This is a genomic window from Flavobacterium araucananum, assembly GCF_002222055.1.
Taxonomy (GTDB): Bacteria; Bacteroidota; Bacteroidia; order Flavobacteriales; family Flavobacteriaceae; genus Flavobacterium; species Flavobacterium araucananum.
Genome location: NZ_MUGS01000004.1, coordinates 22542 through 37134, shown reverse-complemented (window position 1 = coordinate 37134; position 14593 = coordinate 22542). Strand labels below are relative to the sequence as shown.

Annotated in this window: 11 protein-coding genes; 2 read left to right on the top strand and 9 right to left on the bottom strand. The window is 35.8% G+C overall.

What is annotated here, in order from left to right:
* Positions 1-27: 27 nt before the first annotated feature.
* Positions 28-1467: a glycoside hydrolase family 28 protein gene (locus B0A64_RS02820; RefSeq protein ID WP_089478031.1), complete on the bottom strand. Its 1440-nt coding sequence runs from the start codon at positions 1465-1467 to the stop codon at positions 28-30.
* Between the two features lie 285 nt (positions 1468-1752).
* Between B0A64_RS02820 and B0A64_RS02815 the strand changes: the two genes are divergently transcribed.
* Complete coding sequence (locus tag B0A64_RS02815; RefSeq protein ID WP_089478030.1) at positions 1753-2781, top strand: LacI family DNA-binding transcriptional regulator; 1029 nt, start codon at positions 1753-1755, stop codon at positions 2779-2781.
* A 495-nt stretch (positions 2782-3276) separates the two neighbouring features.
* On the opposite strand, the gene B0A64_RS02810 is transcribed toward B0A64_RS02815, so the two are convergent.
* The 8 genes from B0A64_RS02810 to B0A64_RS02775 all read right to left on the bottom strand — a co-directional run bounded on the left by B0A64_RS02810 (position 3277) and on the right by B0A64_RS02775 (position 13122).
* The gene (locus tag B0A64_RS02810) at positions 3277-4896 is read right to left on the bottom strand and encodes a UxaA family hydrolase (RefSeq protein WP_089478029.1); all 1620 of its coding nucleotides are present in this window, start codon (positions 4894-4896) and stop codon (positions 3277-3279) included.
* Between the two features lie 2 nt (positions 4897-4898).
* Entirely contained in the window at positions 4899-6365 is a 1467-nt protein-coding gene (locus B0A64_RS02805) for a tagaturonate reductase (protein WP_089478028.1), read from the bottom strand.
* A gap of 225 nt (positions 6366-6590) precedes the next feature.
* Positions 6591-7259 carry a bifunctional 4-hydroxy-2-oxoglutarate aldolase/2-dehydro-3-deoxy-phosphogluconate aldolase gene (locus B0A64_RS02800; RefSeq protein ID WP_089478027.1) on the bottom strand — a complete coding sequence of 223 codons (669 nt, stop codon included), beginning with the start codon at positions 7257-7259 and terminating at the stop codon, positions 6591-6593.
* A 10-nt stretch (positions 7260-7269) separates the two neighbouring features.
* Positions 7270-8292, bottom strand: a complete 1023-nt coding sequence (locus tag B0A64_RS02795) for a sugar kinase (protein WP_089478026.1) — start codon at positions 8290-8292, stop codon at positions 7270-7272.
* 205 nt (positions 8293-8497) lie between these two features.
* Positions 8498-9904, bottom strand: a complete 1407-nt coding sequence (gene uxaC / locus B0A64_RS02790) for a glucuronate isomerase (RefSeq protein ID WP_089478025.1) — start codon at positions 9902-9904, stop codon at positions 8498-8500.
* A gap of 21 nt (positions 9905-9925) precedes the next feature.
* Positions 9926-10717 (bottom strand): gluconate 5-dehydrogenase, encoded by a 792-nt coding sequence (locus B0A64_RS02785; protein WP_089478024.1) that lies wholly within the window; start codon positions 10715-10717, stop codon positions 9926-9928.
* Positions 10718-10722: 5 nt separating this feature from the next.
* Positions 10723-11562, bottom strand: coding sequence for a 5-dehydro-4-deoxy-D-glucuronate isomerase (gene kduI / locus B0A64_RS02780; protein WP_089478023.1), 840 nt, complete (start codon positions 11560-11562; stop codon positions 10723-10725).
* Positions 11563-11649: 87 nt separating this feature from the next.
* Positions 11650-13122, bottom strand: coding sequence for an MFS transporter (locus tag B0A64_RS02775; RefSeq protein ID WP_089478022.1), 1473 nt, complete (start codon positions 13120-13122; stop codon positions 11650-11652).
* Between the two features lie 438 nt (positions 13123-13560).
* Between B0A64_RS02775 and B0A64_RS02770 the strand changes: the two genes are divergently transcribed.
* On the top strand, positions 13561-14514 hold the full coding sequence (locus B0A64_RS02770) for an alpha/beta hydrolase (protein WP_089478021.1): 954 nt from the start codon (positions 13561-13563) through the stop codon (positions 14512-14514).
* Positions 14515-14593: the final 79 nt, after the last annotated feature.

The window sequence follows — 14593 nt, the reverse complement described above, 5'->3', positions numbered from 1 at the left end:
TTAAATAGTTTGGTTAATTGATCTTTTTTAATTTTTAGTCGTTGCTACTTTTTTATCATTCACATACGTATTTATAAAATTGATATTCTTTACATTTTTTAAAGAATAGGTTTCGGCTACCTTTTTTATTACTACGTTTTTCAGGGTAATATTTTCTATGGGAGACTGTTCATATCCTTCTGCCCAAACACCGTATTTACCTCCATTTTTTACGGTGATATTTTCAAGATTGATATTTCTTATTGTTGGTATATAATTTCCGGTTTGCGAACCGTATACATTATAAAACATGGTTACGAGCAAAACACATTCTTTTACGGTTCCTACTTCAAGATTTCGAACAAAAATATCCTCTACAACTCCTCCTCGTTTTGAGTTTGTTTTGATCCTGATGGCACGATCAAGATTAGGACTGTCCATAATGCAATTCTCAACAAAAACATTGTTTACTCCGGCAGATATTTCGCTTCCCATTACTACTCCGCCATGACCATCGATCATTTTACAATTCTGAACAATTATGTTTTTACTGGGTATAGCAACTCTTCTGCCATCTGCATCACGTCCTGATTTGATAGCAATACAATCGTCGCCGGTATTAAATGTGCAGTTTTTTATGAGTACATTTTGCGAATATTCAGGATCACAGCCATCGTTATTTGGTCCGTGACTGTTTACGGTAACTCCATCAATAATAATGTTGTTTGTTTTTATGGGATGCAAAATCCAAAAAGGGGCATTAATAACCGTTATGTCTTTTACCAAAACTGTATTACATTCAAAAAACTCAATAAAATTAGGTCTCAGGTAACGTCCTTCTCCAAAAATTCTATTAGCAACCGGAACATTTTTCTCTGCCATATCGACTAAAACTTCTCTATTTTGAGGATCATTTTGCGAAGCCATTCCTTTTTTCCAACCATAATCTTTTCCTCCGGACCAAATCCACCAATTGGTACTGTTAGCCTGACCGTTTAGCGTTCCTTTTCCGGTTATGGCAACATTGGTTTTATTTTTAGCATAAATAAGAGGAGAATAGTTCATTAATTCTGTTCCTTCAAATGAGGTATGAACGATAGGATACTCTTTTGGATTAATGCTAAAAAGAATCTCTGCGTTATCATCCAAATGCAAATTGACATTGCTCTCTAAATGTATGGGTCCTGTGAGGTATTTTCCGTCCGGAACCAGTACTTTTCCTCCGCCATTTTGCACACAGGCTTTAATTGCTTTTTCAAAAGCTGCCGTGTTCGACGTTTTTCCGTCAGCTACAGCACCAAAGTCATTAATATTAAAAGTTTTATCCGGAAAATGCGTTTCAGGAATGCTCTTTATAATAAGTTCCATTTTTTTCCAAGGATCAGAATCTGAAACTTTCAAAGTTTGCGCTCCACACGACAAACCTAGTACAACAACCAGGCTGCTTATTAAACTTGTTTTAAATGCTATAAACTTATTTGCAATCATTAGTGTAGTATTTATTGTTTGATATTCAAAACAATGTAATTATGTAATCGATTACACGAAAATATAAAATAAGTTCGAATGCACCAAATTTATTTAGAAATAAATTATATATTTAATTTTTATTAGGAATTATAATTACACTTAATGTAAAAAAAGACACAATTTATTATCATTGTAGAATCGAAAACGTTTTAATTATAAATACTGGTAATCGATAACAATTTGTGTAACGTTATGAAAAAATATGTATTTTTGTCTATAAATTAATTTGAAAAACCTTTTTTAATGAGCGAAAAAATAACCATTTACGATATTGCTGAAAAACTGAATATCACTGCCGCTACTGTTTCAAGGGCTTTAAACAATAATCCGAAGATAAAAGAAAGCACGCGCGAGTTGGTTATTAAGACCGCTGCTTCTATGAACTATAAGCAAAACAAACTGGCGCTTGCCTTAAAAAGCGGGCGCAGTAATAATATTGGTGTAATTGTGCCTCGTATCGACAGTAACTTTTTTGCATCTGTAATCAGAGGTATCGAAGAAGAGTTACACCCACATGGTTATCAGGTAATTATATGCCAGACGCACGAAAATCCAAAAAGAGAAAATGAAAACCTATATACTTTAATAGATGCACAAGTCGACGGTATTTTAATGTCGGTTACCGATGTTACCGGCGAAAACGATGGTGCTTTTCATAATGTATTGCAAAAAAATGTTCCGCTTATCTTTTTTGACCGAAGCAAACATATTGATGGTGTGAGCTCTGTAACGATCAATGATTTTAAGGGCGGATATCTTACTACACAACACTTAATAGACGAAGGTTGCAAATATATTGCTCATTTATCCGGAGACCAGTCCCTTGAGATTTTCAAAAACAGGTTTTTGGGATATAAACAGGCGTTGCTCGATAACGGAATGTTGTTTAAGGAAGAATATGTTATCCCGGTAAAGAGTTTCGTTGATGCCGGAAAAGAGGCAATCGATATTTTGTTACAGCTCGAAACACCGCCGGATGCTATATTTTCGTCGAGTGATTTTGCAGCTTTAGGTGCTATTCAGGAATTAAGAGCCCGAAACATCAGTATTCCTAAAGATTTTTGTGTAGCAGGTTTCAGTAACGAACCTTTTACTAAATTCATGGAGTTATCGATTACATCTGTAGATCAGTCGCCACTTGAAATGGGCAAAATGTCTGCGCGTGTTTTCCTGGAACAAGTAGATAAAACCGACACGATTAAAATCGAAAAAAAGGTAGTTCTCGCTCCTGAATTACACATTCGTAAATCATCATCAAGAACTAGCTCTTAGTTTTTTTTGAACCCTGTAAGTGATATAAGTAAACATACGATATACCCTAATGATAAGGTCGTATTAGCCATCGCTACTTCATGCATTATTTAAAAAAGTTAGCCGCAAATTTTCACGAATTTTATTATTCCTGTTTTTTACACGAATCCTTATTAAGAGTAACCCGTTGGGTGTAATTAATTTTACCACATAGAAACATAGCTTTTGGACCTTTAAAAAAGGCGTTTCACTTATTTAAAATGCACATAGTCTGGCTATGTGAAAGAAATGTATTTCTTTTTGTATTCTTTTTTTAGCAAAAAAAATCTATGTTTCTATGTGTTAAATATTTTTTTTTTGACCCAAGCGAAGCAAACAGACGAAGTAGTTATACCCAACGGGTTAAGATTAATTTTCGATTCAATAATTAGCGAAAATTAGTGTAATTCTTGGCAAAAAAAAACATAAAAAAAGACGCACTGCTGTGCGTCTGTACCTTATATAGTGAAACTTTTTTTACAAAGATACTCCTCTTTTCCAAGGAATAAATACATCTTGTTTCAACTGGTCTGCTTTTGTTTCCACGTTTCCGCTCGCCAATTCTATAATGTAATCTACTATTTCTGCTCCAACCTCTGTAATGGTTTTTTCACCAGTAATCACCGTTCCGGCATTTACATCGATAATATCAGACATTCTATTAATTAATGCCGTGTTCGAAGAAATCTTTACAACGGGTGCAATTGGATTTCCCATCGGATTTCCTAAACCTGTAGTAAATAAAACAACTGTTGCGCCCGATCCAACCAATCCTGTGGTACATTCTGCGTCATTTCCTGGCGTATTTAAAAGATTTAATCCTGGTTTTGAAATATATTCTCCGTAATCTAAAACATCTACAACAGGCGAAGTTCCACCTTTTTTAGCTGCGCCAGCAGATTTCATTGCATCTGTAATTAATCCGTCTTTGATGTTTCCCGGAGATGGATTCATATCAAACCCTGAACCTGCATCTACAACTGATTTTTCAAAAGCTTTCATTAAAGTTAAAAACTTATCTGCTTTTTCTTCGTCCACACATCGGTTCATCAATTCTTGCTCAACGCCACATAATTCCGGAAACTCTGCCAAAATTGTTTTCCCTCCCAAAGCTGCAAAAATATCTGAAACAATTCCTAATGCCGGATTAGCAGAAATTCCTGAAAATCCGTCAGACCCTCCACATTCTAAACCAATACTTAGTTTTGAAAGAGGAGCAGGTTTACGTTCAATTTTGTTGGCTCTTTTAATGGCTTCATAAGAATCTTTAATCACCATTTGAAACATTTGATCAGTAGTTCCAATTTGTTGTTGCTCATAGATCAAAATTTCTTTATCACTATTCGGACTCATTTCTTTCAATGCCTTTTTAAAAATATCAACTTGCAAATTTTGGCAACCTAAACTTAAAACAGTTGCACCTGCAACATTTGGGTTGTTCACATATCCCGCAAGCAGTTTTGCCAACAATTCTGAATCTTGTCGAATCCCTCCACAACCACCTTGATGATTGATAAATTTTACTTCAACATTATCTAAAAGATTTTCATTTAAGTTTTTATCCGAAACTTCTTCTACGCTTTTTTCTTCAATTAAAGAGCGCAACAAATTTTTATAAGAAACTTCTTTTTTGGGCATTAATTCGTTTTCAAAAATATCCTTCAGTTTTTCGATATTTTTGTTTTCGCAAAAAACCAATGGAAAAAACAACCAAACGTTTTTGGTTCCAACTTGTCCATCAGTACGGTGGTATCCGTTGAAAGTTTTGTCTTTCCAACGATCTACATTTGGTGGAGTCCAACCTAAATTTCCGTTTTTACCAAAAACTTTTTCACTTTGATGTTTTACATTTTCAGTGGTAATTACTTCTCCTTTTTTTATAGGTTTAGCAGCTTTTCCAACCAAAACACCATACATTATAATATCATTACCAATTGTAAAATCTTTCTCTGCGATTTTATGTTTTGCTTTAACATCAGTTGTTGGTGAGACGGTAGTTCCTTCAAACATAATTTGTTCGTTTTGTACCAAATCGGTTAAAGCGACAATTACGTTATCTGCCGGGTTGACTTTTATTAATTTTTTTTGAGTTGCCATGATTAAGCGTTCTGAGTTGTAGTATGTAATTGTTTTTGAAAATTAGCAAAACCAGTTTCTACTCCGTTTGCGTCAATTTGTTCTAATGCTGTTGCAATTGCTTTTGTCAAACCCGGAATCAGCGTTAAATCTTCGTCCCAGAAGTTTTTATTTTGCAAAGTAAGCCTTGCTATTTTCTCGTAATCATCGGATTTCCAAAGTCCATCAAAAAAAGAAACAATATCTTCGCTATCATTGATTGGCAAACTTTCGCCTTTCCAGGTTCCTTTATAAAAACGAATCAAAGCTGCAAATGCAAAGGTCAAATGAACCGGAAGTTTATGATGAATATCTACATATCCGGTTAAACTTGGCAATACACGTACTTTGAATTTTGAAATTGAATTCAAGGCTATTGAAGACAATAAATGCTTGATAAACGGATTTCTAAAACGGTCCAGAATCTCTTCAGAGAAACTTGCCAGTTCTGCTTTATCCATGTTCAACGTTTCGTTGATTTCCTCAAAAACAGCTTTGTTTACAAAATCTCCCGTAAAAGCATTATCGACTGTTTCCTTTACTGTTTCGTTGCCGTAAAGCAATGAAAACGGAACCATTGCCGTATGTGCACCATTTAAGATTCTTACTTTTCGGGTGCGGTAAGGCTGCATATCGGCTACGATTTTTACATCTAATCCTGTTTTTTCAAACGGAAGTTTTGCTTTTAGTCGATCATCTCCTTCAATAACCCACAAAAAGAAACTTTCGGCACTTACAATCAAATCGTCTTTATAGGCTAACTGACTGTTGTACTCTTCGATCTGATCTCTTGGATATCCCGGTACAATTCTGTCTACAAGTGTATTGTGAAAGGTACAACTCTCTAAAAGCCAGGAAACAAATTCCTGTTCTAATTTCCAGTCTGCACAATATTTTAGAACGATTTCTTTTAAGGTATCTGAATTGTAATTAATTAATTCACACGGAATAATTGTTAATCCTTTTTCAGCAGCACCTTTAAAAAATCTGAATCTCTCGTATAAAAGTACCGTTAATTTTGCCGGAAAAGAAACAGGCGGTTGCATTGTTAACCGGTCAGATTCGATATATTCGATACCGGCTTCTGTTGTATTCGAAATGATAAAAGCCAATTCTTCTTCTGTCGCCAAGGCTATATAATCCTGAAAAGAAGCATAAGGATCAATAGCTTTTACAATATTGGTAATGAGTTCTTTTTCCTGAATTTCTTCTCCTTTTTTCACCCCTTTCATAAACAAGGTATACAACCCGTCCTGTGCATTGATCATGTTTACCAAACCTTTATCGATAGGCTGTACAACAGCAATTCCGGCATTAAAATCAGCTTCCTGATTTAACTTTTGAAATGCATATTCTATAAAGGCTCTTAAAAAATTACCTTCGCCAAATTGCACTATTTTTACAGGAAGTTTCTCTGACAACCCTGAGTTTGATCTGTTTATTTTTTCCATTCTGTTTTTTTCTTTAAAGTGTTATAAATAATCACATTAAATACCTTATTTTCTTTTTAAAAATCCTCTCACACACTGTAAAAGAAACATTACACTTGTGTGAGGTAAACAAATCTTGCTGTGAGGAATGACAAGATTTATTTTATCAAGCGTAATGTTCAATTACAATTTCTAAAATCTAAAAAAAACGCATGTAAATAAGGGATTGGCATGATTACTCCTTATTTATTTTCTTATCTTTTTTATGATGTCGAGAACGTCACTAACTTTCGTTTTTAATCCGTCGAAATCTTTATTGTCTATTATATCTTTAGCTATTAATTGCGATCCGATACCTACACAAGTTGCACCTGCGCTAAACCACGAAGTCAGACTTTCTATGGTTGGCAAAACACCACCTGTTGGCATAATACTGGTCCAGGGACAAGGTCCTTTTATAGCTTTTATAAATTCCGGTCCGTAGATATCTCCCGGGAATAATTTTACGATTTCGCAGCCTAATTCTTCGGCTCTGGCAATCTCTGTAAGTGTCCCGCATCCTGGCGACCACAATACTTTACGGCGGTTACAGGCTATGGCTATATCTTCTCGAAAAACCGGAGTTACAATAAAATTTGCTCCTAAACTCATGTATAATGAAGCAGCAGCAGCATCTGTAACAGAACCCACACCCAGTATCATTCCGGGTAATTCTGCCAATGCATATTTGTTTAAAGCTCCAAAAACTTCAGGAGCAAAATCGCCTCTGCTCGTAAACTCCATCAATCTTGCACCACCATCATAACAGGCTTTTAATACTTTTTTACTGATTTCTATATCTGAATGAAAAAATAACGGAACCATTCCGTTTTCTTTCATTTGTAAAGCCACTTCGATTCTTGAATATTTTGCCATATTTTTTTAATTATCTAGATACTAATCCGGCTGAATCACCATCTATCATATTTTCAACTTCTTTTAGTGTAACCAGATTATAATCTCCCGCAATGGTATGTTTTAAACAACAAGCCGCCACAGCAAAATCAAGAGCTCTCTGGTTATTATTTTGATAATGTTGCAATCCGTAAATTAATCCGCCCATAAAAGCATCGCCACTACCTACTCGATCTACCACTGGGGTTACCTCTTTTACGGCAGCCTGATAAATTGCTTTACCGTCGAACAAAACACCGCCAATTCTTTGATGCGAAGCACTTACAGAATACCGTAATGTTGTGGCTACGGTTTTTAAATTCGGAATCAAATCAAACAACTTGCTATACAAAACCGGAAGCGATTTCTCATCCTGATAATTAGGATTCACTTTTGGGATTCCCAGCATAAAATAAGCCGTATCAATATCTCCTAGAATAACATTGCTATACTGTAATAACTCAGGCATTACCTCACTTGGTGTTTTGCCATATTGCCATAATTTTGACCTGTAATTTAAATCGCATGAAATAGTGATTCCCAGTTTATATGCTACTTTAATGGCTTCTAAACAGGCTTGGGCAGCGCTTTGCGAAATTGCAGGTGTAATACCGCTCCAATGAAACCAGGTTGCACCTTCGAGGACTTTCTCCCAGTCAATGATTCCTTTTTCGATTGTTGCCATCGAACTGTGCGCACGATCATAAACAACATTGCTGCCACGTGTTCCTGCACCTGTTTCAAGAAAATAAATCCCTAAACGTTCACCTCCGTAAACAATGTTATGGGACTCTACGTTCATTTTTCGCATTTCTTTTAATGCCGAAAAACCAATTTCGTTCTCCGGTAATCTTGTTACAAATTCTGCATTTACGCCATAATTTGCCAAAGACACACAAACATTAAACTCGCCACCTCCGTAAGAAGCGCCAAACTCTTTCGCCTGCGAAAAACGTAAATGCCTCTCGGTCGAAAGACGCAACATAATTTCTCCGAATGCAACTACTTTACTCATATTGTTATATTGTTTTACCAGTAAAAAGGTTTATTATTTACCCTTAAGAAATTAAAAAAATTAAGCCTGATGGTTTTATTGGCCACAGATTTTAATGATTAAAAAGATTGTAAATCTCAAACCTAAAACTCTTTCCTCTTTACTCTATCCTCTTTACTCTATCCTCTTTATTCTATTCTCTTTCCTCTTTATTCTTTCCTCTCCTCTAAAACTTGAAATATTCTTTCGCATTGTTATAAGAAATATCCGAAACCAGTTTACCAATCCATTCCATATCGTTTGGCAATTCTCCGCGTTTGATTTCGTCTCCTAAAAGATTACATAAAATGCGTCTGAAATATTCGTGTCTCGGGAAAGACAAAAAGCTTCTTGAATCTGTTAGCATCCCTACGAAACAACTAATTAATCCCATGTTCGACAAGGCGTTCAATTGTTTGGTCATTCCGTCTTTCTGGTCTAAAAACCACCATCCGGAACCAAACTGAACTTTACCACGAACACTACCGTCATTAAAGTTTCCAATCATGGTTGCCATTACCTCATTATCAGCAGGATTCAGGTTATAGATAATCGTTTTTGTCAATTTATCTTTACTGTCCAAAGCGTTCAAAAAGCCTGATAGTTTTTGAGCCTGCGGATAGTCGCCTATAGAATCCCAACCCGTATCCGGACCTAAAATCCTGTGCATACGCGCATTATTATTGCGCAAGGCCCCTAAGTGAAATTGTTGCACCCAACCAAACTGATGGTACGTTTCTGATAAGAACAACAATATGGCACTTTGAAACTTTAAAGCTTCCTCAGGAGTAATAATGCTGTTTTCTCTTTTCTTTTTGAAGATTGTATTTACTTCATTTTCAGTAAATTCTTCAAAATAAATCTGATCTAAACCGTGATCACTTAATTGACAACCGTTTTGATTAAAAAACTCAATTCGGTTTTTCAATGCACTGCATAAATCAGTATATGTATTAATTGCAATTCCGGAAACATCGCCTAAGGTGTCCAGATACGCATTATAACCGTCATTCGAAATTAAGATCGCTTTGTCAGGTCTGAAAGCCGTACTCATTTTTGTCCCAATAGGATTTTTTGACAATTTCTGGTGAAACTCCAGGCTGTCAATAGGATCTTCGGTCGTACAAACCAATTGGGCATTTACTTTTTTAAGCAGGTTTTGTGTACTGTATGCCTGAGAATTAATTTTTTCTGTAGTTTCGATATAGATTTTCTCTGCAGATTTTTCATTCAGCAAATCATAAATATCAAAATAACGGGCTAATTCTAAATGTGTCCAATGGTACAAAGGATTACGCATGGTATACGGAACCGTTTTTGCCCAGTTGATGAACTTATCTTTGTCTGAACCATTTCCGGTTACAAACTGTTCGTTGATTCCTAACGTACGCATTGCACGCCATTTGTAGTGATCGCCGTTGATCCAAACCTGGGTAATGTTGTCGAAAATTTTATCTTCGGCAATAAACTGCGGATTCAAATGATTGTGGTAATCTATTATTGGCTGATGTTTAGAGTAATTGTGATACAACTCTTCAGCAAATTTATTTTCAAGTAAAAAATTATCGTTTATAAAGGTCTGATTTGTACTCATGTTTTTTAATGTAATTGAGAATTAATCTTCGTTTGATGGTTTACCAATAGTCGCCAGAATCCCGCCATCTACATACAAAATATGCCCGTTGACAAAATCACTTGCTTTTGATGATAAAAATATCGCAGCTCCGGCTAAATCGCCCGGATCTCCCCATTTTGCTGCCGGCGTACGGCTGATAATAAAATCGTTAAAAGGATGTCCGTCAACCCGGATAGGTTTAGTTTGTTCTGTTGCAAAATACCCCGGACCAATTCCGTTGATTTGTACGTTGTATTTGGCCCATTCTGTCGCCATATTTTTGGTCAGCATTTTCAATCCGCCTTTTGCAGCAGCATAAGCACCAACCGTATTACGACCCAACTCGCTCATCATTGAACAAATGTTGATAATCTTGCCTTGTCGTCTTTCGATCATTCCTCTTGCCACGTGCTTAGAAACAATAAAAGGACTTACCAAATCAATATCTATTACTTCTTTAAAATCAGCAACTTCCATTTCGATTAACGGAATTCGTTTGATGATTCCCGCATTATTAATCAGGATGGCGATTGGTCCCACTTCGGTTTCAATTTTTTTGATAGCCGCAATAACTTCCTTTTCATCGGTTACATTAAATTTATAACCAACTGCATTTATTCCTTCGCTTTGAAGCGCTGCCACCGCGTCGTCAATTTTTTGTTGCGAGGAGTTTCCGTTTACTACAATTGTGGCTCCCGCCTCGCCTAATCCTTTTGCCATTGCCAATCCCAATCCGTGTGTACTTCCTGTGATTAAGGCAATTTTTCCTTTTATATCAAATAAGTTTGTCATGGTTCTTATCTTAATTCAGTTATTTTGCAAACATCCATATCTCCATAATCTAAATTCTCGCCCGCCATACCCCAGATAAAAGTATAATTGCTGGTTCCTGAACCAGAGTGAATAGACCACGGCGGAGAAATAACTGCCTGATGATTGTTCATCCAGATGTGTCTTGTTTCCTGAGGTTGTCCCATAAAATGGCATACAGCCTGATTTTCCGGAATATCCAGATAAAAATAAACCTCCATTCTGCGATCGTGAACGTGTGCCGGCATGGTATTCCAGACACTTCCCTGTTTTAGTTCTGTCATTCCCATTTGCAATTGGCAAGTGGTAACAACACTACCAATAATCATTTGATTTACGGTACGGTGATTTGCCGTTTCTACCGTTCCTAATTCTAATTTGTTTGCTTCGGCAAGACTTACTTTTACCGTTGGGTAATTTACGTGAGCCGGTGCAGAGTTGATATAATATTTAGCCGGATTGCTGCTGTCGTCACTCTTAAAAATTACTTCTTTGTTCCCACTACCGATATACAGAGCATCTTTGAATCCCAGTTCATACGATTTTCCTTCGACCAGAACAGATCCACTTCCTCCTACATTAATAATTCCTATTTCTCTTCTTTCAAGAAAATAAGCTGCTTTAAGCGGATCAATACTTTCTAAGGTTAAAGCTCCTTTTACCGGAACTGCAGAACCGGCAATATATCGATCATAATGAGAGTAGGTTAAAATGATCTCATCTGGTTGCATTAAATCATCGATTAAAAATTCATTTCTGAGTTCCTGAGTATCGTATTTTTTTACTGCTTCTGGGCTTGACGCGTATCTTGAGCTATATTTTGTCATAATTTTTATTTTAATGTAATCGATTGCACAAAATTAGATTTTTATTTTAAGAAATACATTTTTTGGTCTATTAAAATTTTCTAAATATTATAATCCTGTTATCGGTCGGTATTTAGGAACTAATGTTTTCATAACTATCCAACCGGTTAAGTAACAAACGGCACAGATAGAGAAAATGATAAAATAACCGGCTTCAATACCGTGAAAACCCATAAATGACATATTGGTTTCTTTGGCATGATCAAACAACAATCCGGATCCTTTGTTGATTATTGTAGAGCCCACTCCTCCTGCCAAACCACCAATTCCGGTAATGGTTGCAATTGCTTTTTTAGGAAACATATCTCCTACTGTAGTAAAAATATTGGCCGACCATGATTGGTGCGCTGCACCTGCGATACCAATAATAATGACCGGTATCCAATAACTTATATATCCTAATGGTTGTGCGATTAAGGCTAGTAAGGGAAAGAATGCAAAGATTAGCATGGCTCTCATTCTTCCTTCGTATGGGTTCATTCCTTTTTTCTCTACAAAATAAGTGGGCAACCAACCCCCAATGATAGAAAGTAAGGTAATCATGTACAAAACAAACAATGGCAAAGCAGCTTGCGTAGAGTCCATTCCGTAAACGGAACTTAAATAAGCAGGTGTCCAGAACAAAAAGAACCACCAAACACCATCTGTCATGAATTTACCAAAGGCAAAAGCCCAGGTTTGTTTGTATTTGAAACAGTCTACAAAAGATACTTTTGTAGTTGTTTCAGGAATATAACCTACCAATTTACTATCAGCAATATCATCCTGACGAATATATTCTAATTCCTGAGCACTTACTCTTTTGTGTCTTTCGGGTTTATCGTACATAAAAACCCAAAATCCCATCCAGACAAAACCTAAAGCTCCAATGATGATAAATGCCATTTCCCAACCAAAGGATTTTGCAATAAACGGAATTGATATTGGGGCTGCCAATGCACCAACTGTTGCACCTGCATTAAAAATACTGGTCGAAAATGCCCTGTCTTTTTTAGGAAAATATTCGGCAGTTGTTTTAATCGCCGCCGGAAAATTTCCTGCTTCTCCTACTGCCAGTACAAAACGGGCAAAAATGAACAATGTAACACTTACATTAATTACCAATCCGGTATCTTTTACGAGATGAATGGCTTCTTTGGCACCTTCAAAACCTACGAACCAGTTTCCGGTAATAATTCCGGCTGTTGCAATACCACAGAACGCATGCAAACAAGCTCCAACTGACCAGATACCAATTGCCCAAAGAAATCCTTTTTTAGTATCTAACCAATCTACAAATCGTCCTGCAAATAATAATGAAACGGCATAAAAAATAGAAAACAATGCTGTAATATTCCCGTAGTCATTGTTGGTCCAGTGAAACTCTGGCGCAATAAAATCGCTCCATGTCAATGAAAGTACTTGCCTGTCAAGGTAATTAATTGTTGTTGCAAAAAATAATAAGGCACAAATACTCCAGCGATAAGTTCCTGTAACTTTTTTGGTTTCACTCATAATAACTGCATCTGATGGTTGATTCATAGTAATAGTCTGTTAAAAAATTGATATTTTTTTTGGGGTAACTTAATTCAGCAATTAAAGGCAATACAAAAACATTAAAATAAACCTGTTAAATCCAACAAAATGAAATAATGTAATCGATTGCACAAATATAGTTTTAAATCTTTATATTCCAAATAAATTGTATAAAAAATTATTTTATCCTTACAAATAAACATATAGAGTAAAAAAACTAACTCAAAATTACATATTAAATAATATATTTGTTAAATAGCAATATGGTAAATTTGTCCTTTTTATGTGTCAAAATTGTACTAAAATCAGCAGTTTCAAATCCGTTTGCAATAATCTTCATTATTTAATTCCCGGAATCTATTTTATGCTGGCATGAAACCACCAATTCTGGAAAAAATCCTTATTTTTGAAGAGCTCTCCAATTCATAAAAATTCAACTAATACATGATAACTTTGAAAACTTTAAAAAAACAAAACTGGACAAAAGCCTTTATATTTTTTGTTTTTGTAACAGGAACTACCAGCCAAATACAGGCTCAAAATCAAATAATCCCTTTATGGAATAAAATTCCGGACGAAATTAAAGCACCGGATTATATCGAAAATGAAAGTATTAAAGACGGAAAAGTACAAAGCACAAGTTTGGTCTCGATTCCTACATTAAGTGTTTTTTTGCCAAAGGGAAATACGCCTAATCAGACTGCGGTTTTAATTTTTCCGGGAGGAGGTTATCAGCATTTAGCGATTGATAAAGAAGGAACTAAAGTTGCCGAATGGCTTAATAGTTTAGGAATCGCTGCTTTTGTGGTAAAGTACCGATTGCCAAGTCATAAAATAATGAAAAATAAAACCCTGGGACCTTTGCAGGATGCTCAGGAAGCGGTGCGTTATGTGCGCCTAAATGCTGCAAAATTTAATGTTGATCCTGCCAAAATAGGAATCATGGGATTTTCTGCGGGAGGACATCTGGCTTCGACCCTGGCAACTCATTATGACGATAAAGTATATGAAACAAGTTCTAAAATAAGCGCCCGACCGGATTTTTCGCTTTTGATTTATCCTGTAATAACAATGGTTGAAAATGTTACACACAAAGGTTCTCAAACGAGTTTATTAGGCGACCATGCGTCTCAGGAGCTTTTGGATTACTTTTCGAACGAAAAAAGAGTAACCCCGCAAACGCCTCCTGCTTTTTTGGTACATGCCACAGACGATACGGTTGTTTTGCCTGAAAACAGTATCAATTACTACTTAGCATTAAAAAATAATGGTGTTTCTGCCGAGTTACATATTTATGAAAAAGGCGGACACGGTTTTGGTCTTGGTGTACAGGATACAAGTAAATTCTGGACAAGAGATTGCCAGGAATGGCTTAAAGTAAACGGATACAGTAACTAAAATTAAATCCATAAAAAAGGCGAAACTTAGATAAGTTTCGCCTTTTTAACTACTAACAAAAATTCAAAAATATTCTATT

Bases quoted from the DNA above. Each gene is read 5' to 3' on its own strand.
- B0A64_RS02820 (WP_089478031.1), bottom strand. From the start codon at position 1,467: ATGATTGCAAATAAGTTTATAGCATTTAAAACAAGTTTAATAAGCAGC.
- B0A64_RS02815 (WP_089478030.1), top strand. From the start codon at position 1,753: ATGAGCGAAAAAATAACCATTTACGATATTGCTGAAAAACTGAATATC.
- B0A64_RS02810 (WP_089478029.1), bottom strand. From the start codon at position 4,896: ATGGCAACTCAAAAAAAATTAATAAAAGTCAACCCGGCAGATAACGTA.
- B0A64_RS02805 (WP_089478028.1), bottom strand. From the start codon at position 6,365: ATGGAAAAAATAAACAGATCAAACTCAGGGTTGTCAGAGAAACTTCCT.
- B0A64_RS02800 (WP_089478027.1), bottom strand. From the start codon at position 7,259: ATGGCAAAATATTCAAGAATCGAAGTGGCTTTACAAATGAAAGAAAAC.
- B0A64_RS02795 (WP_089478026.1), bottom strand. From the start codon at position 8,292: ATGAGTAAAGTAGTTGCATTCGGAGAAATTATGTTGCGTCTTTCGACC.
- uxaC (WP_089478025.1), bottom strand. From the start codon at position 9,904: ATGAGTACAAATCAGACCTTTATAAACGATAATTTTTTACTTGAAAAT.
- B0A64_RS02785 (WP_089478024.1), bottom strand. From the start codon at position 10,717: ATGACAAACTTATTTGATATAAAAGGAAAAATTGCCTTAATCACAGGA.
- kduI (WP_089478023.1), bottom strand. From the start codon at position 11,562: ATGACAAAATATAGCTCAAGATACGCGTCAAGCCCAGAAGCAGTAAAA.
- B0A64_RS02775 (WP_089478022.1), bottom strand. From the start codon at position 13,122: ATGAATCAACCATCAGATGCAGTTATTATGAGTGAAACCAAAAAAGTT.
- B0A64_RS02770 (WP_089478021.1), top strand. From the start codon at position 13,561: ATGATAACTTTGAAAACTTTAAAAAAACAAAACTGGACAAAAGCCTTT.